Below are 25,572 nucleotides of genomic sequence, written 5' to 3'. Positions count from 1 at the left end.
CCTCACGCCTTCGGCCCGCCCGCCACGTACAGCACCTGGCCCGACACGAACCCGGACTGCTCCGAGCAGAAGAACGACACGGCGTTGGCGATGTCCTCGGGCTGGCCCACGCGGCCCACGGGGACGTCCTCGGCGGCCGCGCCGAGGTAGTCGGCCAGCGGCATGCCGATGCGCTCGGCGGTGGCCCGGATCATGTCGGTCTCGACCACCCCCGGCGCCACGGCGTTCGCCGTGACGCCGAACTTGCCGAGCTCGATCGCCAGCGTCTTGGTGAAGCCCTGCATGCCCGCCTTGGCGGCCGAGTAGTTGGCCTGGCCGCGGTTGCCGAGGGCGGAGGTCGAGGAGAGGTTCACGATGCGGCCGAACCGGGCCTCCACCATGGACGTCTGCACGGCCCGGGTCATGAGGAACGCACCCCGCAGGTGCACGCTCAGCACGGAGTCCCAGTCGTCCGCGGACATCTTGAACAGGAGGTTGTCGCGCAGGATGCCGGCGTTGTTCACCAGCACGGTGGGTGCGCCCAGCTCGGCGGTGACGCGGGCGACGGCGGCCGCGACCGACTCCTCGTCGGCGACGTCGACGCCCACGGCGAGCGCGCGGCCGCCGTCGGCCACTATCGCCTCCGCGGTGGCCTTGGCCTGGTCCTCCAGCAGGTCCAGGACGGCGACGGCGAAGCCGTCCTGTGCGAGCCGGCGGGCCGTGGCGGCGCCGATGCCGCGGGCCGCGCCGGTGACGATGGCGGTACGAGTCATGAGGGGTTTCCTTTCCGTCGTCTCCAGACCGTACCGGCCCGACGCCGGGTCGCTCAGGACGTCACGCTCGCGGGGGCGGCGAGCAACGGCGCCACCCGGTGCCACGTCGCCGACGTCGATCCGCTCTTCCACGAAGTCATCGAACACGAGCTCATCCTGTGCGCACATCGACGGTGCTCGCCAGGGGTGACGTCGCTGGCAGCCGAGCCGTCGATTCGGCAGAGTGGACTCATGGACTTCACTCGCCCCTACCCGCCGGACCCGTACACGCTGCTGCCCGCTCCCGCGACCTTCGCGCTGACGAGCAGCAACCTGACCGACGGCGAGCGCATGCCGGACGCGCACGCCGCGCACGACCAGAACGTCTCCCCCGCGCTCGAGTGGAGCGGCTTCCCCGAGGGCACCAAGTCGTTCGTCGTGACCTGCTACGACCCCGACGCGCCGACGCCGATGGGCTACCAGCACTGGACCGTCGTGGACCTGCCGGCCGATGTGACGTCGCTCGACACCGGAGCGGGCGCCCCCGACGGCTCGGGCCTTCCCGCCGGCGCGTTCCACACCCACAGCGACGGCCACACGCCGGGCTTCGAGGGCGCGGGGCCGCCGCGCGGCGACCACCCGCACCGGTACATCTTCGCCGTGCACGCCCTGGACGTGGAGCCCGGCGAGCTCGGCCTGAGCCCGGACAGCTCGAACGCGCAGGTGGCGTTCAACGTGTACTTCCACCTGCTGGGGCGCGCCACGCTGACGGCGACGTACAGCCGATGAGCGAGAACGCCACCCTGCCCACCCTCGGGGACCTCGTCTGGGCGCCCGCGCTCGACCACCCGGAGCTCCTCGCAGGCCCGGTGCTCGCCGCCCTGACCGCCTGGGCCCAGGCCGACCCGCGCGTGGCGGGCCAGGTCGCCGTCACCGAGATCGATCCGGACCACGCCGAGACGGCGACCCTCAACGAGCTGCACGGCCTGCCGCCGGAGGCGTCGGCCAACTGCGTGCTCGTGGCCGGCAAGCGGGGCGACGACGAGCGGGTGGCCGCGTGCGTCGTTCCCGCCAGCACGTTCGCCGACGTGAACCGGCGCGTGCGCAAGCTGCTCGACGTGCGCAAGGCGTCGTTCCTGCCGATGGACCGCGCCGTGGCCGACTCGGACATGGAGTACGGCGGCATCACGCCGGTCGGGCTGCCCGAGGGCTACCGCGTGCTCGTCGACTCCCGGTTCGCCGAGGAAGGCACGTCGGCGCTGATGGGATCCGGCGTGCGACGCTCCAAGCTGCTGATGCCCGGACCGCTGCTGTGCGCGATGCCGGGCGTCGAGGTGGTCGAGGACCTCGGCATCGAGCGGTGAGGAACTTCGCCGGGCGCGGAGACTACCTGAGCGCCGGCGCCAAGCGGTCGATCGTGTCGCTCCAGCCCGCGCGGATCCCGAGGTCGAACCACTTCGCCACGTCGGTGTCAGGCATCGTGTCGACGAAGCGGAAGCTCGTGGTCATGACGCAGCCGTCGGCGCCGTCGGCCAGCTCGATCGTGACCACCGGCACCTCGTCGACCCGGGACGGGTCGAGCTCGGGCCAGCCGCCGACGGCGCCCCACGCGAACACGAGGCGCTCGTTCGGCACGATCTCCTGGTAGATGCCGCCGGTGAAGTAGTCCACGCCGTCGGGCTGGTACAGGTGCACGCGCCATGCGCCGCCGACACGCAGGTCGACGCTCGGCTCGAAGTCGAAACCGGGTTCGACGCCGGCGAACCAGCGCAGCTTCTCGGGCTCGGTCCACGCCGCCCAGACGGCGTCGCGCGACGCGGGCAGCTCGCGGGTCATCGTGAACCCGCGGCCGGTGGTCGGCCCCGTGGCGGACTCAGTGGCGGACTCGGTGGTCGGCTCGATGGTCATGATTCCTCCGTCTTGTCGGTGGCGGTCGTGCTCGCAGTGGTGGGCTCGGCGAGCTGCGCCGCCAGCCGGTCGTATCGCTCGTCGAAGAAGGCTCGGTAGCCCTTCACCCACTCGTCCACCTCGCGCAGGGGCGCGGCGTCGAGCCGGCACGGGCGCCACTGCGCGTCCCGCCCCTTGCTCACGAGCCCCGCCCGCTCCAGCACCTTCAGGTGCCGAGACACCGCGGGCAGGCTCATCGCGAAGGGCTCGGCGAGCTGCGTCACCGTCGTCTCCCCCTGCCGCAGGCGCGCCAGCATGGCGCGCCGGGTCGGGTCGGCGAGCGCCGCGAAGATGACGCTGAGCGTGTCGACGTCGGACGCGGTGTCAGGCACGTATTTAGCCTTCCTGTTAATTGCGCGATGCGTTAAGTACAGCAGGCCGCAGCACGACCGTCAATACCCACCGCGCACGGCGTCAGCTGCGTGTGACCTTGCCGTCCATCGCCGTGTCCATGCGCTCGGCGAGCTCGGCGGCGTCGAACCGCGCGGCGCTGCCCGAGGACCCGGCCGGGGACAGGGCGGCCCTGACGTACCGGCGGAACTCCTCGCTGAGCTCCACGTAGTGCTGCAGGCGCGGGCGGGGCGACGCCCCGTCGACCGCCCGCCGCAGCGCGTCGTTGGCCTTGCGCAGCGCGTCGTTGGTGCGTGCGGCGCCCTTCCCGGTCGCGTAGTCCACCAGGGACGCGGCCAGGCCGTCGGTCACGGCCTCGCGCGCCCACGGCGCGGCCGGGTCGCGGTACGGCGCCTCGCGGCTCGCGGCGAAACCCCCGCGCTCGAAGATCACCTGGTGGCTGCGCTCGTCCGTGAGGAACTCGACCAGGCGCCGGGCGGCGACCGGGTACTTCGAGGCCGCCGCCACGGCGAGGCTCTGCCCGCCGAGCACTCCCCCGCCGGGCACCGGCATGAACCCGACACGGAACGGCGCCGCGTCCTCGCCGCGCAGCAGCCGCAGCGCACGCGGCCAGTGCCGCAGGAATACCGCGCGGCCCGCGGCGAACGCGGCGAGCGATCCCTGCTCGTCGAACGCGAGCGACGCCGCCGCGCCGCTCGGGCCGTCCGACGACGCACGCAGCCGCGCCGCCAGGCTCTCGACCGTCGCCCCGATCTGCTCGACGTCCTGGAAGACCGGGCGCCCCGCGGCGTCGACCGAGACGGCGCCCGCACCGAGCAGGACCTCCCAGAGGTTGACGGTGAACCCCTCGTAGTCGGCCAGCTGCAGGGCGATCGCCGTGTCCACGGGCGCGCGGCTCAGCCCGGGGCGGTCGCCGCCCACCGCGGCGAGGACCTCGTGCGCGAACGTGTCGAGGCCGGCCCAGCCGTCGTGCACGGGGATCGGGTCGGTCGCGGGTACCTGGCCCTCGTAGTACTCGGTGATCAGGTCCAGGTTGCAGTACAGCAGCCCGACGTCGGAGTTGAACGGCAGCGCGTACGCCGCGCCGTCCCAGGTGCCGGCCGCCCACGGCTCGCCCAGGAACCCTTCGCCAGTGGCGCCGTCGAGCACCCGGAGGTAGCCGCTCTGCGCGAACTGCGGCACCCAAGGGATGTCGAGGTTGTAGACGTCGTAGCCCGTCTCGCCGGCCTGCGCCGCGGACAGCATGGTGCTGTAGGCGCGGTCGGCGTTGCTCGACACCTCGACGATCCGCGCGGGGTGCGCCTCGTGCACCCGGTTCCACAGGTCCACGAGCAGACGGCGCTGCCCGCCGTCGGTCTCGTCGCGGCCGCTGAGGATCGTGAGCTGGTCGCCCGCGCCGAACGTCTCCATGTCCGCGGGGCCGCCGAACAGTCCCTCCAGGCCCAGCGGGAGTCCTGCACCCGCCAGCAGGCCCGCCGCGCCGCCCACGATGAAACCCCTGCGGGTGATCACTCCGTGGGAGCCGCCGCCCGCCGTGCCGCCACTCGCCGTACCACCGCCCGCCGTGCCGCCCGTCACGTCACCGACCTCCCAGCTGCCCGAAGAGGTTGCCCAGGGTGCTCTCCAGCTCGCCGAAGGAGCTGTCCCAGCACTCGCCGTCCCATTCGGCAGCGATCCGCTGCAGTTCGCTCACCTGGCACGACGCCTCGCCCACCGCCACAACGTAGACCCGGACGCCTGCGGCGGCCTCCGCGCGGGCGGAACGGACCAGGTCGGACGCCGACAGCTCCGCGCCGGGGCCGCCGCCCGGGAGGTTCTCCCCGTCGGTCAGCACGACCACCGCGGTCAGGTGCCTGCGGGAGGCGCCGCCGGGGTCGAGGCCGACCAGGTAGGACGTCCCGGCGTCGACCGCGTCGTACAGGGGCGTGTGACCGGCCGGCTGCAGCCCGCCCAGACGTTCCGGCGCCTCGCTGCGCGCCGCCGCGCTCGCGCTCACGTCCAGCACCGGCCGGGGGCTCGACCCGGCCTCCCCGGAGAACGACCAGATGCCCACCTCGTCGGACCCGCTCAGATGCCCGAGCGCCCCGAGCACGCCCCGCTCGGCGACGTCGATGCGGCGCCGGTCGCCGTCCGCGGGCCGGCCCATGGACGCCGACGAGTCCACCAGCACCAGGACCCGCGCCGGTCGCCGGGCCGTGCGGTACTGCTCCTCGGTCGACAGGACACGCGTGTACGCCAGGAGCCTCTTGCCGGGCTCGACGACCGGCGCGTCCTGCAGGCCGGGCAGCGGCCCGTCCGCGCCCGACGGCGGCCGTCCGTCCAGCCGCCGCACGCCCGCCTCCCGGTCGAGGGCCGCCTGCCCCTCGGCCGTGCCGAGCCACTCGACGAAGGCCGCCGCTGCCCCGGCCCGGCGCTCCGCCTCGCTCCCGCTCCAGTCGAGCTGCACCGCGGTGTAGTCCAGGCTGAGGGCAGAGTCCGGGTAGAACGGGACCAGCGCGGCGTCGCTGTCGCTCCCCCCGGAGGCGGGGCAGGCCGTGCCGCCGTCGATCATCGCGCGCTCGCTGGTCAGCACGGCCACCCGGGGCGGCTCCGCCCCGGACAGCGCGTCGAGGCGGCACAGCAGCGCGCTGTCGGTCCCGACCGGCAGGCCGACCTGTTCGAGCGCGTGCCCCAGGTCGAGCTCCAGCGCCTCCAGCGCCTCGGTGTCGGTGCCGACGCCGGACTCGGCGTAGAGGCGCACGGTGTGCAGCGCCGAGGCGAAGGACGTGTCCGGGTTGGCCCGCACGACCTCGAGTCCCGCCGCGCCGGCCGCCGCCATCAGCTCCTGGACGGTGTCGCCCGGCCCCGTCGTCGCGCTCAGCTCCGCCGCGTGCGGCTCCGGCACGGCCAGCACCAGCGGCGAGCCGGCCACGAGCGTCCGGCCGGAGACCCAGAAGCTCTTGCTCGGCCTCGCGGCGGCCACGATGTCGGCCTGGGCCCCGGACTCCGCGATCCACACGTCCGGCCGCGGCCCGAGGTCCAGCGAGGCCGGGCCGCCCTCGCCCGACGTGTCCTCCCATCCGGAGGCGAACGCCGCGCGGAGCGCGGGCCAGCCCACGCCGAACGTGGTCACGTGGTACCGGGGGCAGGAGAACGCCGTCGTCGAGTCGCGTTCGAACGCCGTGGCCGCAGCCGCGAAGCCCGCGGCGCCGTCCTCGGGAACCATGACAGCCACCTCGGTCGGGTCCTCGCAGGAGCGGGCCGACTGCAGCCCGAGCGAGGCGCCCGTCGAGCCGGCCAGCCCCACGACTGCCACCACAAGGACGATGACCCAGTGGGCTCGACCCCACTTCCGCGACGCCCGGAACCAGCGTGCGTACGTCTGCATCCGGACGAGCGAGGCCAGGCCGGCCAGCACGAGGCCGACGGAGACCGCCAATAGCACGATCTGGGTCGAGCGGTCCACCACACCCATCGCGGCGGTGCAGATGGCGGCGGCGCCGCCGAACACCGTGAACACCGTCGCGCGGTGGTCGCTCCACCACGGCCGGGATCCACCGTCCCGGCGCTCGGTACTGCCTGCAGGCTGCCTCGTCGCACCCATCCGTCCTCCCGAACGTCAGGGTCCGATACTTACCACATCTGACCAGGCATTTCCCGGGTCGGGGCAGTATCGGGGCACCACGCGGCGAGCGAAGGCGTGGGTGAAAGCCGCGGTCAGCTCTCCGCGCGGCCCTTGCGCCAGTAGCCCATGAACGCCACGGACTTGCGGTCGACCTGGCACTCGTTCACGAGGTAGCGGCGCAGCGTCTTGATGACACCCGCCTCGCCCGCGAGCCACGCGTACAGCACCGTGTCCTGGGCCAGGGGGCGGCCCGACTCGTCGATCGGCACCTCCCAGAGGATCTCGGAGTCGATGTCGACGTCGTGCGCCTCGCCCGACAGGTCCACCCCGGCCGCGGTGAGGGCGGGCGAGCTGTCCGACGACGGCCGCACACCCATCGCGAGCAGCTGGTCCGCCGCCGCCTGCACGGCCGGGACCAGCACGTCGCCGTGCTCGCGCCCGTCGCGGGCCAGCCAGTGCACCCGCACGCCCTCGGGCGCGGCGAGCGCCCAGCCGTCCTCAGGGTGGGGCACCTCGAGGAAGACCTCGCCCACGGCGTCAGCGGGCAGGGACTCGCAGATGGCGGAGATCGCGGGCACCGCGGTCTCGTCACCGGCCAGCAGCAGCGCGTGGCTGAACTCCGGCGGGGCGAACTCGACACCGCCGTGCATGCCGTCGTACTCGGCGTTGGGTCCCATGATGACCAGCGGGTCGCCCGGGGACGCGGTCAGCGCCCAGCGCGACGCCGGACCGGAGTCACCGTGCATCACGACGTCCACGTCGACCTCGCGCATGTCCTGGCGCACCGTGCGGACCGTGTAGGTTCGCATCGGGTTGCGGTGCTCGTCCGGGAGCGCGCGCCAGGCGGCGTACCAGTCGGGGTCGTCGCGGCGCAATGCGTCCCAGCCACCGCGGGGCGACGGGAGGAGCAGCTTGATGCGCTGGTCACGGCCGTTGTCCGCGAACTTGTCCAGGTCCGGGCCGCGGAAGGTGAAGCGGACGAAGGACGGGCACAGGCGCGTCACCCGCGCTACCTCGACATCGAACATTCGCGAGGGCTTGGCTTCGAGCCCCTCGGTCTTGATGGTCACAACGGTGAGCCTAACCTAACTTTGTCGGCCCTGCGCCGCTCCTTCCGGGTTGTCGGCTCGCCCCCGTCGAGCCGTGTGTGAACGGCTCACCACGAACAAAAGACGGCCGCGTAAACAGAGCCCGCGGGGACCAAAAAGATCACCCTCTTCGCGCCAACTCAACCGCCCCAAAGGGTGGATCTCACCCCGTCAGACCCTTCTAATTGGTACCGATCGGCTAATTAGCACCGATCGCAACATGCTGACTGCCCGCGACGACGCCGTCGGCGGCAGACCCAACGCTTCCCTCGTACTTGCTGGAGAGCTCCCCATGATTGACCACTTCGCGCTCGGCTGGGTCACGCCCATCCTGTCGTTCCTGCTCTCGTGCGCCGGGTGCGCCGTCGGCCTGACCTGCGCAGCCCGCGCGCGCGTCGCGCGCGGCTGGGCGAGCACCGCCTGGCTCGCCCTCGGCGCGATCTCCATCGGCGGCACCGGTATCTGGGTCATGCACTTCGTCGCCATGCTCGGGTTCCACGTCCGCGGCACCGAGGCCCGCTTCAACGTGACGCTGACGATCGCGAGCGGCCTGCTCGCCATCCTCGTCGTGGGCCTCGGCCTCTTCATCGTCCGCAGGGCGGGCGTCGGAGTCCTCGCGCTGCTCGGGGGCGGCACGATCACCGGCCTGGGCATCGCCGCCATGCACTACCTCGGCATGCGCGCCCTGCACGTGGGCGTTGCGATCAACTACGACGCCGTCACGGTCGCCATGTCGGTGCTCGTCGCCGTCCTCGCCGCGACCGCCGGTCTCTGGCTGTCCGCGAAGGTGCGCAACCTCGCCGCCGGCGCCGGCGCCGCGCTCATCATGGGCATCGCCGTCTCCGGGATGCACTACACGGGCATGTCGGCCATGCGGGTGGACGAGGTCGCGAGCGTCGTCCCGGCCGACGGCGGCATCGGTGTGGGAGCGCTCCTAGGCCCGCTCATCATCGGCGTCACCATCAGCACGATCCTGCTGCTCCTGGTGGTGGGCCTGGCGCCCAGCGCCAAGGAGATGGAGGCGCAGGCCAAGTTCGAGGGCTGGCAGGACCGGCAGGACGAGATCCAGCGGGAGGACGTGTTTCCGCAGCGCCGGTCCCAGCTCCTCTGAACCCGACCTGCTGAGCCGGACCTGCTGAGCGGACCTGCTCAGTGCGGGAGCTCCGGCTCGGCGATACCGCGCGGCTTGCGGCGGGGCAGGTCTCCCTTGGTGACGGCGCGCCACACGTCGGGCCGGCAGCGGCCCCGCAGGCTGCGGAAGTTCCGCAACGGCAGGTCCGTGGTCGCCAGATCCAGCCAGCTGTCTTTCGTCAGTACCTTCCGCCAGCGGGCGTGCGGGAGGTGGAGGTAGCTGTCGAAGCGGGACTTGTCCTGGCTCGTGATCTTCATGACGGCCGCGTGGTCGCCGGAGACGCGCACCACCAGGACGGGCCGGTCCTTCGACTCGCTCCCGTCGTCCTCGAAAGGAACCTCCGCGTTCCAGACCTCGCCGGGCCTTGGCAGTGCCTCGCGGCGGAGCGGCCGCCCGTGCCGGTTGATGAGCCGCCATGCGCCGATACAGGCCACGGAACCGGCGAGGGCCAAAAGGGCGAGCAGTCCGACGGTAACCAGCAGACCGACACCAGTAGCGGTGCGAGGGTCGGCCATGATCTGCACGTCGTTGGCAAGGGCGAGCCAGACGACGGCAACACACACAGCGAGGACCCACCCCGCTCTGACGAGCAGCTGCGCCGGCCGCAGTCGATCGATGAGCTGCCAGGTGACGATGCATACGAGCGTTGCCGTGAGGGCGAGGAGATTGCCGACTCCCCCCATGGAGAACACCGGCAGGCCGGCGTGCACCGCCAAGAGCACGGCTATCAGGCACGCGCCGTACAGCAGCCCGGCCCGTGTGAGGAGACTCGATACGCGGGGGCGCGGGAAGTCCCGCCCGAACCACCAGGCGTAGAAGAGTGCCACCAGCGGCGACACGGCGGTCCATTGCCACGCTTCGGGGTGGCTCTCGAGCTCGGCGGTGCCGAGATAGGTCAGGACGCCCGCCGGGTAGACCAGTGCGCTCGCGCCGACAAACCACAGGGAGAGGACCGCGAGCGCCGTCGCCAGGCGTGCAAGGGCCCCCCTGGAACCCCTCTGGCGCACCGCGTAGATCCAGACCATCGGCACGAGGAAGCAGAAGCCGACGACCAGCACCGTGAGGCCGTTCAGAGCTCCCGGTGCGGGCGGTCCCGCCGCCGTCGCCAGGTGGAGCCGGCCGGCGTCGTCCGACAGCGCCTGCTGGATGAGTGGTAGTAGCTGCATGCACCCGTTCCTGTCGCTGTCGCCGGCCGGAGACGGGCTGCGGCGCCCTCGGCTTGCCGTCGCATTTATGCCGGTTAAACCCGTTCCGTCCGAGAAGCGTAGCGGGCTACCGGACTGCCTCACCGCGCGACTTGCACGCCCTCAGGGTGAGGATGCCGAACGGACGCAGCATCATGTTCGCGCCGCTGCGCTCCGCTCCGGGCGCATCGTCGGGGAGGAAGTGGAGACTGCCGTCCGAGTCGCCCGGTGCGAGGGGGCGCTCGTGCAGATCGGTACTCATCAGGGTGAGCCCAGGGATGTCGACCTCGATCCTGCCGGTCGCGCGGGTTCCCCATGCCTCGTGAAGCCGGACGACGAGCTCGCCACTGCCGTCTTCGGCCAGCTTGACGGTGTCGACGACGATCCCCTCACCCTCGATCCTCACGAGCGGAACGAACAATGCCGGGTCCGCCGGTCCGGAGACGGCACGCAACGGCAGCGCGAGCGCCAGGCCGTCGCCGATCGCGTCGGCGACGGTCGCACCGGGTCGCAGGAGATGGACGAACTCATGCCTGCCCTCGTCAGCGCGCGGATCGGGATACCGTGGCCCGCGCAGAAGGTGGACCCGCAGGCGCGTCGTGGTGCCGCCGTCGGGACGGGTCGTCCGCGCGGCGTCGTATCCGTGCGTGACGTGATTGGCGATGGCGACACCGAAGCCGGGCTCGCCCACGTGCACCCAACGATGCGCCGCGTCCACGAACCGTGCGCTCTGCCACGTGGTGTTGCGATGCATAGGCCGCCGCACGTGCCCGAACTGTGTCTCGGCAGCGATGTCGTCGGCACGCAGGTCCCACGGCCACGACAGCGTCAGGAGCTCCTCCTGCGCATGCCAGTCGACCTCCGTCGTCACCCGGAGCGCACCGCGGTCGAGCTCCAAGCGCTGCACGAGACGCGCCTGCGCCAGGTCGCGCTCGATGATCACCATGTGATCCTGTGCGCGCACCCTCGCCTCCGGGAAATCCCTGACGACGCGATCGTGATGCGCGTCGATGTCCCACGCGTCCCAGCGATTGGGGAGGTCGCGGTGAAGCGAGGCCACGTTTCCCGGGCCGGCCGGCCCGATCGCGTCGCGCCCGCTCGATCGATCGACCAGGGCGACCACGTGTCCGCGGGCATCGACCTCGACACGGACGGACGAGTCCTCCAGGACCCAGAGATCGCGGGAACGGACCGCACGGGCGGGCCGAGCCTCCTGCACAGCACCCGCGGAGAAGGGGGCGACGCCGTTGAGCACGACGGGGCCGGAGTTCACCCGCAGGTCTGTGCCCTGCCCGTCCGAGGATCCGGCCAGCGTCCGCAAGGCATGTGAGACGAGCTCCTCGCACCGTTCGATCACCCGAGCGTGCGCGCGTTCGACCTCGTGATAGACCCAGGCGATCGACGTACCCGGCAGCACGTCGTGGAACTGGTGGAGCAGGACCACCCGCCACAGCTCACGGAGCTCCTCCCGCGGATAGGAGACCCCGCAGCGCAGCGACGCCACGGCGGACCACAGCTCGGCCTCGTGCAGCAGTGACTCGCATCGACGGTTGCCCTCCTTCGTCCTGTGCTGTGAGGTGAAGATCCCCCGGTGGAGCTCCAAGGGCATCTCCCCGGACCAGCGGCCGAGGGGTGCGCCCTCCTCGCTCGTCTCCGCGGCGCGCCGCTCGACGTCTGTGAAGAAGTCCTCGGGTGTGCCCCAGGACACGGCGGGTGTTCCCGCGAGGCCGGACAGCCGGCGAGCGCTCTCCGCGTGCTCGCGCGTGGGACCGCCCCCGCCGTCCCCCCACCCGCTCGGCGCGAGCGAGACGCTCGCCGACACGGGGTCGGAGTCCGCGACGTTGGCCTCGGCGTGCGCGAGCTGCCGCGGAGCGAGGTCACTGTTGTAGTTGTCCACCGGAGGGAAGTGGGTGAGCACCTGCGAGCCGTCGATGCCCTCCCACCAGAAAGTGTGGTGCGGCATGCGGTTGGTGTCGTTCCAGGACAGCTTCTGAGTGAGCAGCCAGCGCATGCCGGCCGCACGCGCGATCTGAGGAAGGGCCGCGGAGTACCCGAACGAGTCCGGCAGCCAGACGCCTCGGCACCGCACTCCCAGCTCCGTTTCCATCCAGGAGACGCCCTCGACGAGCTGGCGCACCATCGACTCTCCGCCCGGGAGCATGGTGTCCGACTCGACCCACATGCCGCCCACCGGGACGAACCGCCCTTCGCGGGCGGCAGCCACGATGCGCTCGAACAGCTCGGGCTCCGCCTCCTTCACCCAGGCCAGGTGCTGCGCTGACGACGTGGCGAAGGTCGTCTCGGGATACTCCCGCAGCAGGGCCAGGGCGTTCGCGTACGTGCGCACCACCTTGCGGCGGGTCTCGCGGAACGGCCACAACCACGCCGAATCGATGTGCGCGTGCCCGACGGCCACGACGTGATGCCCGGCCTGCGCAGCGGGCTCTGACAGGACAGGCGCGAGCGCCTCGCGCGCTTCCAGCGCCGTCGAGCGCACGGCGGCGGGCGACGAGATCTGCACGAGGTCGAGCGCACGAGCGACGGCGCGCAGGATGCGCCCACGCCGGAGGTCCGACGCCGGCAACGTCTCGCGCTGCTCGCTGAGCACGGAGAGATCACGCAGAAGTGCCCATGCCTGAGGGTGACGCCGACGCACGACGAACTCCCCCCACCGGTACTGGTGCCGGGCCGGAAGAGTCGCGGGATCCCCGAGCTCTGTGGGCGCGAACACGAACTCCGGATCCAGCACGGGGTTCGCCGCCGCCTCCACCCAGAGCCGCACGGGGAACGGCGCCTCGCCCGCGCTCCATCGCCCAGCCGCGACCGGATCGCGCTCGAGCAGGAGGCTCAGGGGAACGTGCCTGTTGCGCGGCGAGATGCCCTTGAGCGCGCGACCGGCAGTGTCGCGCGCCGTACCCTCCGCCTGGAACCCGGGCGTGTCCCGGGTGAATCCGAGATCGACCACTACGTCGACCTGATCCTCCTCTCCCGCCCACGCCACAGGAATGTCCGCGCTCAGGCTCAGCCACGTGGTCGACCACGGCTCTCCCCACGACTGTCCGAGGACGACTTCGACGAGGTCGTCCCCGGACAGTGCGAGTGCCTCGGAGACGGCGGGGGGCTCGCCGGGGCGCGACCAGCCGAGCGCACGCATCGGCAGCCGGTCGGTGTCGAGCGCCGGCGTGAGACGTTCATCAACAAATCGCCGCAGACGTCCGAGCGTCACGTCATCTGGTTCGAGGGCCATCTGCGCCTCCTTCAGGCGTCATCGGCGAGGGTGAGCGTCACGCGCGACGAGCCGAGGGAGACCACCAGGTCGGTCGTCGCCCGAGCGAGGGGCGCACGTTCGGAGGGCGGCAGGAGGACGTCGCGAAGCGGGATCTCCAGGTGCTCGCGAAACCGCGTGCCCTGAGGGGCTCTGATCCGCCGCCACGCGACGAGCTCGGCACGCGGCCAGGTGTGTCCACCGCGCCGCAGGGCCCGCACCTGTGCCAGTTCCTCGGCCGGCCACTCGCCCTCGATCACGTGCCCCTCGAGCTCGACTACGACGACCTCCGCCCGCCGCAGCGCCCGCACCTGGACGCCGTCGACCTGGCCGTATCCGCCACCGGCGCCCACGGGCCACAGGACCGGCTCCGCCACATCGTGATAGACATCGCTGGCGCTCATGCGCTCGTCCGCTCGCACGGGGATCGCACCCGGCGCCGACGGCATCGTGGCGGGAAGCCTGCCGACCGGCTGGGTGCGTCCGAGGACCAGGTCGGCGATGGCCCGCCCGCCGTGCGGCCCCGGGTAGAAGGCCAGCAGGATCACATCGGCCAGACGCGCGACGTCGCTCAGGACGTACGGACGGCCCGCCAGGACGACGGCCACGACCGGCCCCCTGGCCGCCCGACGCACCCGGGACAGCGCCTCCACCTGCCCGTCCGGCAGTGTGGGCGAGGACAGGTCGACTCCCTCGCCGCAGTCCGCCGCCGTCTGCCCCGCGCTCGCCCCGTTGTCCGCGAAAACACTGCCGTAGGGGCGGTGGCTCGACCCCCCGAGCACGACGACCACCCCCGACGCGGCCGCGAACGCGGACACGTCGTCCGCGTCGACAGCGGCGAACGATGCCTCCGACTCGAGAGACTCCGCCACCAGGGCGCCGGCGATGCTCACGCGCTCCTCCTCGGCGAGCGGCGGGACGTAGTCGCCCAGCATGGCCTCGACGTCATGTGCACGCGGTCCCGTGACGACCCACTCGCCGGTACCGCGCACGGGCAGGACCTCGCGGACGCGGTCCTCGCCGGTGCCGGGGAGCATCACGACCGAGCGCGCGGCGATCCGGTGCGAGAGCACCGCGGTCTCCCGCGCGCGCTCAGCCACGGGCGTCGGGCGCGGCGTCCCCGGCAGCAGACCGAGCTGACCCTTCACCGCGAGCACCCGCTCGCAGGCGCGGTCCACGACGCGCTCCAGGTCGGGTCGGAGAGCCACCGCCTCCTCGAGCTGTGCGAAAGAGGTGTCCCACAGCGAGAGATCGACGCCGGACATGAGAGCCGTGGCGGCCGCCGACAGGGGTGAGCCGACCTGCTCCACGATGCGATCGACGGCAAGGCCGTCGCCCATGACGATCCCGTCAAAGCCCCAGCTGTCCCGCAGCAGCCCCGTCAGCAACGGCGCGTTGGCGACGCAGGGCACGCCGTCGATGTCGTTGTAGGCCGCCATGATCCCGACTGCACCCGCTCCCACGCCCGCCAGAGCCGCCGGCAGATGCAGCTCCTGGAGATCTCGCATGCCGATCTGCGCGGAGTGCCCGTTGCGTCCGCCGACACCCTCGCCCTGAGCGGCGAAGTGCTTGAGCACGACGCCCACGCCTGACCCGTCGAGGAGGCGGGATCGTCCGCCGCCCTGCATTCCCGTGACGACGGCGGAGGTCATGGCCGCCGCGAGCGCGGGCACCTCGCCATAGCACTCCTCCGCACGACCCCAGCGCGGGTCCCGCAGGAGGTCGAGCGCCGAGACGAGCGCAAGATGCACGCCGTCCGCGCGCAGGTCGGACGCCACCGCCGCGGCCGCCTCCGCGTACAACCCCTCGTCCCAGGCCGCGCCCACTGCGAGGTTCACGGGCAGCAGGGCCGCTCCCAGTGCCTGATGCCCGTGCGGGGCCTCCTCGACGAGCAGGGGGCCGATACCGTGCCGGGATGCCGAGCGAACCTCCGCCACCACCATCTCGGCGACCTCGGCACGCTCCTGTGGCCGCACGCCGTTGTCCCAGTCGCGTCCGGACCACGCATCCGCGCGGAAGAGCCCGTAGAGCGCACCGAGTCCGCCCCAGCGCTCGACCTCCTCGTGCAACGTCGCCGTCGTCCTCCAGCGCCCGCCGACCCGCTCGACGCACTGCCATCCGAGCAGCCGCTGATTGAGCTGTCCGACCTTCTCCCGCAGCGTCATGCCGGCTGTCAGGGCACGCGCATCGGCTGCGGGCTCCACCGCGGAGCGGCCTCTTGCGTGCGACGGCGTCATCGGTGCCACAGGTCGTTTCTCGTTCGGAGCAGGGGGCGTGCCGACCAGGCGGACGGATCGGTGTGATCGGCGCCGGACAACGAGCCGCCGGCGAGGATGCGGAAGGTCGTGCTCTCGCCGGGAAGAAGCGTGCGCAGCTGGTCGTCCGCACTCGCCGCGGGCGCGAGGCGGTCGGCCATGATGGACACGTCGGCGAGCAGCACGTCTGCTTCGACGGTCACGTCCCAGCCGTCGGCGTCACGCACGATGTTGACGGCGGGGCGAGGCGCCGCCCACCGCACGCCGTCAGGACGGCACAGCATCATCGTCGCGCGCAGCTCGCCGACATCGGCGACGAGCACCTCTTCCCGCCTCCGGTGCGGAAGCACCACCTCCGCTCCGAGGCGTCGGCGGGCGGTGTCCCGCGGCGGCACCGTCACCTCGAGCAGCTCTGCCGCGAGCTCGCCGTCGACCACGTGCACGCGGCGCAGAGCGACGTGCGCCTGCCACGGCTCGCCCGTGTCGTTGACGAGGACGACGTACGGGGTTCCGTCGATCGGCTGGAGAGAGACCGCGCGCGGCGCGAAGGCGCGGCGCAGGGCGTACCAGGAGGGCTTGCGACGTCCGGCGTGGTCGACGATCGACCAGGAGATGCCCGGCCAGGCGTCGCCCATCTGCCAGACCAGCAGGCCGGTCGTCCGGGGCCACCTGCCGCGCAGATGCTCCGCCGCGACGCGCAGGGCCTCCGCCTGCTGGAGCTGCGTCGCCCACAGCCAGTCGTCCAGGTCGTCGAGGAGCGCATCGGGCTCCGGGACGTGTCCGTCGAGCCGGCGGACGAGGTGTCTCATCCCACCGATCTGCCGCTGCCGGTGGTCGAGCTGCGCGTCGTCGCCTCGGCCAGGCATCCGGGTGAGCGCCGCCCTGAGCGTGGCCCATGCCGGCGGCGCCTGGTGACCGAGCTCGGCGACGAAGCGCGGGACATGATCGCGATAGGTCGTATGGTCCAGCAGGTTCCACTGGTCCCAGAGGTGCACCGTCCCCTCGCCATCCGCGTTGGGGGCTACGCCGGGAGACGACGAGAAAGGGCTCGAAGGGACGTAGGGCGTTCCGCATCCCTCTTCCGCGACGATCTCCGGAAGCAGTCGCCGGTAGTACGACTCGCCCCATGTGCGTGTGCCGACCCTCTCGCGCCACCCCCAGTCGTCCCATCCCTGCAAGCACTCGTTGGAGCCGTTCCAGAGGACGACGCTCGGGTGAGCGGCGAGGCGCCGCACCTGCTCACGTGCCTCGGCCTCCACCTCCGCCCGCAGCGGCTCCTCTTCGGGATAGGCCGCGCAGGCGAAGGCGAAGTCCTGCCAGACGAGGAGTCCCGCCTCGTCGCAGGCGCGGTAGAACGCGTCCTGTTCGTAGACGCCGCCACCCCAGACGCGCAGCATCGTCATGTTCGCGGCGACGGCCTCACCCACGAGCCCGATGCAGCGCTGTTCGCCCACGCGCGACATCAACAGGTCCTGGGGGATCCAGTTCGCGCCCCGGGCCTGTACGGCGATCCCGTTGACGACGAGGCCGAACCTCCTGCCCCACTCGTCGACCGCCGTGTCGAGAGCGACATGGCGGAAGGCGACACGATGCCGCTCGCACGTTCCCGTGCCCACGACCCCGATCACGACCTCGTGCAGGACGGGGTCACCGTGACCGCGCGGATGCCAGAGCTCGGGCGCGGCGACGGGCAGGCGGACCGAGGTCGCGCCGTCGACCGGGATCGTCCATGTCCGGTCCCCGAGACGGATGTCGACCTTGCCGCGAGCGACGGCGTCCCCGGCTGCGGCGAGCTCCACATCGACGATCAGCTCGCCGTCGGTCAGGTCGGGCGCGAGCGAGGTGCGCACGTGCGATCGGAGACGGATGCCCTCCCACACCTCCAGCCTGGCCGGCCTCCAGATGCCGGCACTGACGAGCGGCGGCGCCCAGTCCCAGCCGACGCTGGACGCCATCGTGCGCAGCCTGTTGTAGGGGTAGGCCCAGTCGTAGGGCAACGGGCCTCCGGGATCTGCCGCCTCTCTCTCCCGCATGACACGTGCCGCCGATGCGAATCCCACGCTGATCCGCGATCCGTGCGGCGAGATCAGCCCGGTCACGTCGGTCCCGTGCCGTCGGTGCATGTTCTCCGTGTGCGCGACCGGCACGCCGTCGATCTCGACGACGGCCACGGTCTGGAGGCCCTCGAAGACCAGCTCGGCTCTCTCGCGACCGCCGGCGCGCACAGCCCCGTCCGGGAGCGGCGCCTCGTACGTCCAGTCGCCCTCCCCGATCCAGGCCAGCCCGTTCACGGCGTCGTCCCGATAGGGATCGGGGATGATCCCCGCGCGCAGCAGATCGTCGTGCACGTTGCCGGGCACCCGCGCCGGAATCCCCGCGCGTACGGACGCGAGCTCATCGGCCGGCAGCGCCGCGCCGGCTCCGCACGCATCGGGTGCGCTCGCATCGGGTGCGCTCGACAGGCGCACGGTCCACTCGAGCTCCGCGAGGTCGAGCGTCCGCAGCAGGTCCTCTCCGCCGTCCACGCGCACGTCAGTCCTCGGGGTACGCGGTGGGCGCGACGTAGCCCTCCGGGGCCGTCGGCGCAACTGGTTCCCCCGTGCGGTAGACGAGCACCTCGTCGATCACCGGATCGTCGCCATCGACCTCCAGCTCGACCACGCGCGCCGTCCGCGTCCCCGTGACGTGAAGTCGGTTCGCACCGATCGTGAGACCGGAACCGACGTCGTCCCCGTCGACCCGCAGGCGGTGGGCTCGTACGCGCTGACCACGAGAGAGCTCCTCCCGTACGAGCACGTGGTCGAAGGTCACCGCCTCGTCGCCGAGCACAGCGCGCCAGCGGCCATCGCCGGCCCGCTCGAGCGCAGCAGGGATCGGGGCGCCGAAGCGCCGACGGACCTCCCCACCGAGAGCACGGATCACCTCGGCGTCGGCAGGGTCGATGCGTCCTCGCGTATCGGGCGGGACGTTGAGGAGGAGGTTCGCACCCATGCCCACGGAACGGTAATAGATGGCCAACAGGTGCTCGAGCGACTTGGGCTCGTCATCGGGGTGCCAGAACCAGCCCCGCCTGACGGAGACATCGCACTCGGGAGGCAGATAGAGCGCATCGGCGAACTGAGTCGTCACGATCGTGTAGTTGCTCATCTGGGTATGACTCACCGTGTACTCGACCGGATCGGGCGCGAACCCGTCCTCGTTGCCGATCCACCGAATCGTGGGGGCGCCCATGTTGAACACCATCGCCTGCGGCTGATGCTCGTGGACGATCGCCATGGTGCGTTCCCAGTCGTACACATATCCCTCGGAACCCGCCCCGTCGAACCACAGCTCGACGAGCGGGCCGTACCGCGTGCACAGCTCGGTCAGCTGCTCGGCGTACACCTCGGCGTAGGCGTCGGAGGCGGCGTACGCCGGGTGGTTACGGTCCCAGGGGGACAGATAGAGCCCCAGGCCGATGCCCGCGTCACGGCACGCGCGCGCCACCTCGGCCACGACGTCGCCCCGTCCCTCTCGCCAGGGAGATGACGCGACCGAGTAGTCGGTCGTCGCCGTGGGCCACAGGCAGAAGCCGTCGTGGTGCTTCGCCGTGAGCACCACGTAGCGGGCGCCTGCCTCGACGGCGAGCTGCACCCACTCGTCAGCGTCGAGCTCGGACGGATCGAACGACGAGGCCGGCAACGTGCCGTCGCTCCATTCCTTCCCGTGGAAGGTGTTCAGGCCGAAGTGGAAGAACATCCCGAGCTCGAGGCGCTGCCACGTCAGCTGCTCGGGCGTCGGGACGAGGTGTGCCGGATGGTGCGGGATCGTCATTTGATGGCTCCCGATTCGACGCCCTTGAAGAAATGCTTCTGCAACGCGATGAACAGCACCATGATCGGCACGATCGCGATGACCGACCCCGCCATCAGCACGCGGGGATCGAACGACAACGACGATGCGGACAGACGCGCCAGCCCGAGCGAGAGCGTGTACAGCTCCTCCGAGCGGAGCACGATGAAGGGCCACAAGAAGTCGTCCCAGGCTGCGATGAACGAGTTGATGACGACCACCACGAGCGATCCTCGGGCGGCGGGCAGATAGATGCGCACGAAGCGGCGCCACTCGCCGGCGCCGTCGAGCATGGCGGCTTCCTCCACCTCGTCGGGGACGGCCGCGAAGGTGGCCCGCATGATGAGCACGTTCACCGCCGCGATCGCGCCGGGCAGCCACACCCCGACGAACGAGTTGACGAGTCCCAGGTCGCGGATCTGCATGTACAGCGACACCATGATCGACTCGAAGGGGAACATCATCGATACGATGAGCAGCCAGTAGAACACCGTTCGCCCTCGCCACTGCCGGCGGGAGAGCATGTATCCGGCGAGCGTGGGGAAGACCACCTGGCTCGCCACCGTCAGCAGGCACATGATGAGGCTGTTGCGGATGTACAGCGCCATCGGGACCTGCTCGAACACCGTCGCGTACGCGGCGAACGAGGGGTCCTGCGGGAGAAACGTCGCCTCCGTGCCGAAGAGCGCCTCCCCCTGACCCTTCAGCGACGAGCTGAGCTGCCACAGCAGCGGCCCGATCGAGATCGCCAGGATGCCGGTCAGGATCGCGTAGCGCACGATCAGCGCCCGCGTCCGGCGCGGAGAGCGTCCGACGGTCCTGCGCGGCGAGCGTTCGACGATGCTCATGGCTCCTCCTTCTCCGATCCGAGACGGTGCGAGAGGACGGCGAGCCCGACTGTGAGCAGGAACAGCGCCACGGAGACCGCCGCTCCGTATCCGGCGTTGCCGGCGATCGGGTCAAGGGCCGTGTCGCGGATGTAGAACGGCAGCGTCCGCGCCTGCCCGCCGAGTCCGCCCGTGGCCCCGCCGAGCACGTAGATCTCGGTGAACACGCGCAGCGAGCCGATGCCCGACATGATCGCGATCAGCAGCATCGTGAGCCGCACGCCGGGCACCGTGATGTGGAGGAACTGGCGCACCGGGCCCGCGCCGTCGAGCTCGGCCGCCTCGTACAGCTCTTTCGGCACGTTGGCGAGGGCGGCCAGGTAGAAGATCATGTACCACCCGAGGCCCTTCCACACGGTCAGCGCGATCGCCGACAGCAGCAAGAGGGTCGTATCCGACAAGAACGGGATCGGAGACGAGATCAGACCGAACTGCTGCAACGCGCTGTTGACGGGGCCGCGCTCGCTGAGGAGGCTCTGCCACACCAGCGCGACGGCGACCATCGAGGCAACCACGGGAGCGTAGAACCCGGTCCGGAAGAAGCCGATCCCGGGGATCCGGGTGACCACGAGCTGCGCGAGGACGAGCGGCAGCACCACGAGCAGAGGCACGGCCACCACGGCGTAGAAGATCGAGTTGCGGGTCGCCAGCCAGAAGGCGCTGTCGGTGAGCAGGCGGGCGTAGTTCTCCCACCCCACCCACGATCCGCCTCCGCCGAGCGGCCTCGCATCGGTGAACGAGAGCACGACGGTGTTCACGAACGGGAAGATCCCGAACCCGACGATGACCGCGATCGCCGGTGCCGTCCACAGCAGGGGCGTCCACCATTGCCGGTACAGGGCGGCCCCCGAGGTCGCCCCGCCGCGCGAGCGGCGTCGTGCCGGCGGTGACGCTGCACGCACCGCGGCACGCCGTGACGTGATCCGAGTGGTCATCTCGAGTGCTCCGATCAGCCCTGATCGGCGAGGATGCCGCCCTGCGCGTCCCGCGCGAGCGCCTGCGCCGGGTTCTTGGATCCGGCGATCAGGGCTGATCGGAGTGGTCATCTCGAATGCTCCGATCAGCCCTGCTCGGCGAGGATGCCGTTGGCCGCGTCCTGCGCGTCCGCGAGCGCCTGCTCGGGGTCCTTGGATCCCGCGATCGCCAGCTGCAGCTCCGAGAGGACCGCCGAGTTCACGGAGTCCGACCAGTTGTAGATGAAGCTGTTCGTGGCATCCGGGGCGAGCTCCACCGAGAGCCTGTTCGCCTCGCCCAGCGGGGTGTCCGAGACCTCCGTGAACTTCGGGATGTCGAGTGACTCCGTCGTCGAAGGGAAGTTGGAGATGCGCTCGTCCGAGACGAATGTCGTCTGCCAGTCGGGGCTCAACAGGAACTCCGCGAAGGCGAGTGCCGCGACGGGGTTGTCGGAGGTCGACGGGACCGCGATGAGCTGCCCTTCCTGGAACGCGTCACCGCGAGCGTCCAGCAGCGAGGAGACGCCGGTGATCTCGTACGTGTCCGGGTTGGTCTCCTGGACATAGCGCATGAAGGAGGCGTTGGTCGATCCCCAGACCACATCGCCCGCTGAGTACAGCTGCGTCACGTCGACATCGGTGGAGAGCGTGTCCCTCGGCAACGCGCCGGCCTCGTAGAGCTCCGCGTAGCGCTGGAGCCACTCGATGATCTTCGGGTCGTCGGCGAAGGTGAACTCGGTCTCGTCGTCGTTCATGATCTGCGCGTCCATGAGCTGCCAGTCGCTCGGCACGCGCTGCGAGGGGCTGGCCGTGAACGCGTAGAACTGCCCGTCGCTGTTCTCCGCCACGGTCTCGGCCATGTCGAACTGCTCCATCACCGTGGTCGGCGGCGCGCTCGGGTCCAGCCCCACCTGCTTCATCAGCTCGGTGTTGTAGGTCTGCAGCCCGCCGAGCCCCCAGTACCAGGGCATGACGAAGTGCTCGTCGGATCCGGGGAACACGAGCGAGTTCCAGACCGAGGGGATGAACTCCTCCCCGACGTCGGGGGCCTTGGTCGAGAGGTTCAGGAGGAAGTTCTCCCGGTACAGCGCGTAGGCCGTGGTCTGGTTCAGGTTGACGACGTCGGGCAGCTGGCAGCCCTGGGCGTCCGTGACGAGCCGCTGCGTGAACTCCGCGTCGCCAGGGTCGTCCTGCCACGTGACGGTCACCTCGGGGTACTGCTCCTCGAAGGCGGCGATGAGGTCCTCGAAGTAGGGGCTGAACGACTGCTTGAGCGCCGTGGTCTGGAACGTGATCTCACCGGAGGGCTCCCCGGTGATCGGCTCGTCGTTCGTGACGGCCTCTGACAGCTCGCAGGAGCCTGCCATCGCGGTGGCGTCGGTGTCGGCGCCGGAGCCGACGCCGCACCCGGTCAGGGCGGCTGGCACGACGGCAAGACCTGCCACTAAGCTCAGCAGTCGGCGATGGAGGGGTCTGGCAACGTATTCGGACACGGTGTGATTCCTTCCTGGGGGCATGACGACGACCGGCATCATGGGGGCGCCGGGTTGTTCGATGAAGCGAGCGCCTGGGAACGGGCGCGGAAGAGATGCGAGGAGCTGGACGCGTCAGGAAGCGCACGTGCGTTCGTCCTGCGCGAGGAAACCGGTCAGGGATCTCCTCTCCTCTGCCGCCAGGCCCGTGATGAGACGGCCGCTGTGGGCGTTCCGTAGACGTGATCGCGGAGGTCGTCGATGACCAGGGCGAGCGCGCCGATGACGACGGAGCCGCTGCCGAGCGCGGCAGGGACAACCTGTACGCGGAGCGGGGAGTCGCGGGAGATGGCCTCCTCGATCTGCGTCGCGAGTCGCTCACCGCCCGCCTCGCCGAGTGCGCCCGAAAGTACGACTCGCTGCGGATCGATCACCGTCGACACGGTGGCGACCAGCGCCGCGACCCGCCGGACGACCTCGGCCCGCACTCGTGCGGCGCCCGTCTCCGTATCCGGCGCGGTCAGCACTTCCTCTGCGGAGACGTGGGTCATGCCCTGCTCGCGCACGAGCGCATCGATCGCCGCGCGCCCGACCCAGCTCTGATACCCGGTCTCCAAGTCACCGATCCGCTCGGACGACGCCATGGCCGGCGCGAAACCGATCTCACCGGCGTATCCGCGCGCCCCCCGCAACAGGACGCCTCCCAGCACGGTCGCCGCGCCGATGCCCTCGTCGAGACGCAGCAGCGTGAAGCTGTCGACGTCCGCACCTCGTCCTTCTTCTGACTCTGCGAGCGCGGCGAGATTGACGTCGTTCTCCAGGCGCACCGGGCATCCGAGCGCCTGGGACAGGCGATCACGCTGACCGGTGTGCCAGTCGGGATGGCCGGAGACGAAGTCCACATCGCCGTCGGGAGTCACGACACCGGGCGTGCCGACGACGACCTTCCACAGGTCCGAGGTCCCCAGTCCGATCTTCGCCGCGGCCCTGCGCACCGCCTCCGCGACGTGCGCCGCCGGGCTCGCATCGTCCCGCGGCAGGTCGAGCTCGACGAGCGGGCGCCCTTCGAGACCGGCGATGGCCACGCGCACGTGCTCTGGCTGCATCTCCACGCCCGCTACATGTGCCAGGTCGGTGACTGCCCGGAAATGGACGGCGTTGGGACCGCGACGCACCGACGAGACCTCCCCCACGGCGGCGACGAATCCAGCATCGACCAGTCGCTGCACGAGGTCGTTCGTGGCAGGTTTGGAGAGCCCTGCAGATCTCGCCAGTGCCGAGCGCGACAGCGATCCGTGCTCGAGAAGCAGCTCGACGACGAGGCGTTCGTTCGCGGAGAGCACCCTGCGTTCCATGCCGTGCACCTCCGCGATCCCTGTCGCCGGTTAATTAACAGGCACGCTAGCTGTTAATTAGTCCGGCTACCAGAGGTTCGCTAACAAAGGTCCGATGTTTTAACGCGGCATTAACGCGAGGGGCCGCCGGGGGCAACATGGCGCTCAGGCGCCACGACCGAGATCACGAGCTGACAGAACGTCGCGTCGGCCCACGAGAACCAGGGGCGGGTGAAGCGTGCATCGTCGTCGGCGTCCACGCTCTCGTGGATATGGTCGGTCGCCCCCGTGGTGGCAGCGATCGTCTCCATCAGGCGCACCGCATCCTCCGCGCTCGGCGCCGTGAGCCCTTCCGCGGCGAGCGCAAGTGGCCACACCCATCCCGGCCAGGTGTGCGGGCTCCCCACTCCCGACAGCCGGGATCCGTGGGTGAACGTCGGATTGTCGGACGAGAGAACGAACGCGCGCGTCCGGCGGTAGAGCGGATCACTCTTGTCGATACCGGCGACGATCGGCAGGGAGAGGAGGCTCGGCAGGTTCGCGTCGTCCATCAGAAGGTGTCCGCCGAGCCCGTCGACCTCGTAGGCCCAGATCTCGCCGAACCGGGGATGCTCGACCACACCATGCCGCGCGACCGCGACTCGGAGCTCTTCGGCGAGCCGCCGGGCGTCGGCGGCGAGCTCCGCGTCGCGTGGCGCCACGAGGCTCGCCAGGTCGCCGAGGGCGGCCGCTGCGTGAAGATTGGCAGGGACGTTGTACCCGAACACGCAGGCGTCGTCGCTCGGCCGGAAGCCGGACCAGGTCATCCCGGTGAAGGCGGTCTCGCTCCCCCGCCCCCCGCGCGCGAGGGTGTCCAGGACGTTTCCGCCCGGCCGTTCGAAGCGGTACGGCGAGCGCTCCTCATGGTGACGTTCGCGCCGCAGCGTGTCGACGATCGAACGGGCCGCGCCGAGGAACAGGCCGTCGAGCAGCTCACGCCGGCCTGTGAGCTCGACGAAGCGCGCGAGCAGCTGGACCGGGAAGCAGAGAGAGTCGACCTCGTACTTACGCTCCCAGATGTGCGGGTCGGCGGGATGATCGCCCCACCGGTCCCCGCTGTCATGCGCATGCCCGTCTGGACGGACGTTGAACGCGTTCGCGTACGGATCACGCGCGATGAGCCGCAGCTGCCGTCGCAGCACGCCGCCGATCGCATCGGCCAGCCGACCGTGCGGATCCTCCGCGACGATCGAGAGATAGGGCCACAGCTGGGTGCTGGAGTCGCGCAGCCACATCGCGGGGATGTCTCCCGTGATGACGGCGACCTCATCGCCGTCGGGGATGAGGCTGCGATGTATCGTGCGAGCGAGGCAGGCGCGGAACACTCGCGGAACGTCGGAACCGGGCAGCGCGGCGCGAGCACGGTCGTACCACGTGTCGAGCATGTTGTCGGGGAGCAGCGATCGGCGCCACGCGTCGGCCGAGCCGGGAAGATCGGATGTCTGCGATGTCGTCGTCACGCCGCGTCACGCTACGGCACGCCGGCGCCGTTGTCGCCG

19 protein-coding genes are annotated in these 25,572 nt (G+C 71.0%); 3 read left to right on the top strand and 16 right to left on the bottom strand.

Annotation, left to right across the window (positions count from 1 at the left end; all coding sequences use genetic code 11):
- Nucleotides 1-2: 2 nt before the first annotated feature.
- Complete coding sequence (gene fabG, locus IE250_RS21500) at nucleotides 3-752, bottom strand: 3-oxoacyl-ACP reductase FabG (RefSeq protein ID WP_189671446.1); 750 nt, start codon at nucleotides 750-752, stop codon at nucleotides 3-5.
- Nucleotides 753-983: 231 nt separating this feature from the next.
- Here fabG and IE250_RS21495 point away from each other — a divergent pair, with 231 nt between their 5' ends.
- Together IE250_RS21495 and IE250_RS21490 are read left to right on the top strand one after the other, a co-directional pair.
- Nucleotides 984-1,520 (top strand): YbhB/YbcL family Raf kinase inhibitor-like protein, encoded by a 537-nt coding sequence (locus IE250_RS21495; RefSeq protein ID WP_189671360.1) that lies wholly within the window; start codon nucleotides 984-986, stop codon nucleotides 1,518-1,520.
- Nucleotides 1,517-2,095: a YbaK/EbsC family protein gene (locus IE250_RS21490; RefSeq protein WP_189671359.1), complete on the top strand. Its 579-nt coding sequence runs from the start codon at nucleotides 1,517-1,519 to the stop codon at nucleotides 2,093-2,095. Before IE250_RS21495 ends, IE250_RS21490 begins: the two co-directional genes overlap by 4 nt.
- Before the next feature lie 22 nt (nucleotides 2,096-2,117).
- Here IE250_RS21490 and IE250_RS21485 read toward each other — a convergent pair whose 3' ends face one another.
- The 5 genes from IE250_RS21485 to IE250_RS21465 form a co-directional block, all read right to left on the bottom strand.
- Nucleotides 2,118-2,639, bottom strand: a complete 522-nt coding sequence (locus tag IE250_RS21485) for an SRPBCC family protein (RefSeq protein ID WP_189671358.1) — start codon at nucleotides 2,637-2,639, stop codon at nucleotides 2,118-2,120.
- Complete coding sequence (locus tag IE250_RS21480; RefSeq protein WP_268247860.1) at nucleotides 2,636-3,010, bottom strand: ArsR/SmtB family transcription factor; 375 nt, start codon at nucleotides 3,008-3,010, stop codon at nucleotides 2,636-2,638. Before IE250_RS21480 ends, IE250_RS21485 begins: the two co-directional genes overlap by 4 nt.
- An 82-nt stretch (nucleotides 3,011-3,092) precedes the next feature.
- Entirely contained in the window at nucleotides 3,093-4,607 is a 1,515-nt protein-coding gene (locus IE250_RS21475) for an extracellular solute-binding protein (protein ID WP_189671357.1), read from the bottom strand.
- A 1-nt stretch (nucleotide 4,608) separates the two neighbouring features.
- Nucleotides 4,609-6,612, bottom strand: coding sequence for a vWA domain-containing protein (locus tag IE250_RS21470; protein WP_189671356.1), 2,004 nt, complete (start codon nucleotides 6,610-6,612; stop codon nucleotides 4,609-4,611).
- A 113-nt stretch (nucleotides 6,613-6,725) separates the two neighbouring features.
- Complete coding sequence (locus IE250_RS21465) at nucleotides 6,726-7,703, bottom strand: siderophore-interacting protein (RefSeq protein WP_229872671.1); 978 nt, start codon at nucleotides 7,701-7,703, stop codon at nucleotides 6,726-6,728.
- Nucleotides 7,704-8,013: 310 nt separating this feature from the next.
- Here IE250_RS21465 and IE250_RS21460 point away from each other — a divergent pair, with 310 nt between their 5' ends.
- A complete protein-coding gene (locus tag IE250_RS21460) occupies nucleotides 8,014-8,832 on the top strand; it encodes an MHYT domain-containing protein (RefSeq protein WP_189671355.1) in 819 nt (272 codons plus the stop codon).
- 38 nt (nucleotides 8,833-8,870) lie between these two features.
- Here the strand turns inward: IE250_RS21460 and IE250_RS21455 are convergent, their stop codons facing one another.
- The 10 genes from IE250_RS21455 to IE250_RS21410 all read right to left on the bottom strand — a co-directional run bounded on the left by IE250_RS21455 (nucleotide 8,871) and on the right by IE250_RS21410 (nucleotide 25,533).
- On the bottom strand, nucleotides 8,871-10,019 hold the full coding sequence (locus IE250_RS21455; RefSeq protein WP_189671354.1) for a hypothetical protein: 1,149 nt from the start codon (nucleotides 10,017-10,019) through the stop codon (nucleotides 8,871-8,873).
- 106 nt (nucleotides 10,020-10,125) lie between these two features.
- Nucleotides 10,126-13,284 carry an alpha-mannosidase gene (locus tag IE250_RS21450; protein ID WP_189671353.1) on the bottom strand — a complete coding sequence of 1,053 codons (3,159 nt, stop codon included), beginning with the start codon at nucleotides 13,282-13,284 and terminating at the stop codon, nucleotides 10,126-10,128.
- A gap of 11 nt (nucleotides 13,285-13,295) precedes the next feature.
- On the bottom strand, nucleotides 13,296-15,506 hold the full coding sequence (locus IE250_RS21445; protein WP_189671352.1) for a glycoside hydrolase family 3 protein: 2,211 nt from the start codon (nucleotides 15,504-15,506) through the stop codon (nucleotides 13,296-13,298).
- A 29-nt stretch (nucleotides 15,507-15,535) separates the two neighbouring features.
- Entirely contained in the window at nucleotides 15,536-18,082 is a 2,547-nt protein-coding gene (locus IE250_RS21440; RefSeq protein ID WP_229872670.1) for a glycoside hydrolase family 2 protein, read from the bottom strand.
- Between the two features lie 7 nt (nucleotides 18,083-18,089).
- Nucleotides 18,090-19,370 (bottom strand): alpha-L-fucosidase, encoded by a 1,281-nt coding sequence (locus IE250_RS21435; protein WP_189671350.1) that lies wholly within the window; start codon nucleotides 19,368-19,370, stop codon nucleotides 18,090-18,092.
- Nucleotides 19,367-20,236 (bottom strand): carbohydrate ABC transporter permease, encoded by an 870-nt coding sequence (locus IE250_RS21430; protein ID WP_189671349.1) that lies wholly within the window; start codon nucleotides 20,234-20,236, stop codon nucleotides 19,367-19,369. The genes IE250_RS21435 and IE250_RS21430 overlap by 4 nt, the downstream gene beginning before the upstream one ends.
- Nucleotides 20,233-21,210: a carbohydrate ABC transporter permease gene (locus IE250_RS21425; protein WP_189671348.1), complete on the bottom strand. Its 978-nt coding sequence runs from the start codon at nucleotides 21,208-21,210 to the stop codon at nucleotides 20,233-20,235. Before IE250_RS21425 ends, IE250_RS21430 begins: the two co-directional genes overlap by 4 nt.
- Nucleotides 21,211-21,335: 125 nt before the next feature.
- Nucleotides 21,336-22,655 (bottom strand): extracellular solute-binding protein, encoded by a 1,320-nt coding sequence (locus tag IE250_RS21420; protein ID WP_189671347.1) that lies wholly within the window; start codon nucleotides 22,653-22,655, stop codon nucleotides 21,336-21,338.
- 221 nt (nucleotides 22,656-22,876) lie between these two features.
- Nucleotides 22,877-24,055 carry an ROK family transcriptional regulator gene (locus tag IE250_RS21415; RefSeq protein ID WP_189671346.1) on the bottom strand — a complete coding sequence of 393 codons (1,179 nt, stop codon included), beginning with the start codon at nucleotides 24,053-24,055 and terminating at the stop codon, nucleotides 22,877-22,879.
- Between the two features lie 110 nt (nucleotides 24,056-24,165).
- Nucleotides 24,166-25,533 (bottom strand): glycoside hydrolase family 125 protein, encoded by a 1,368-nt coding sequence (locus tag IE250_RS21410; RefSeq protein ID WP_229872669.1) that lies wholly within the window; start codon nucleotides 25,531-25,533, stop codon nucleotides 24,166-24,168.
- Nucleotides 25,534-25,572: the final 39 nt, after the last annotated feature.

This window comes from Promicromonospora soli, from assembly GCF_014653785.1.
Classification (GTDB): domain Bacteria; phylum Actinomycetota; class Actinomycetes; order Actinomycetales; family Cellulomonadaceae; genus Promicromonospora; species Promicromonospora soli.
This window is presented reverse-complemented; position numbering and strand designations above follow the sequence as displayed.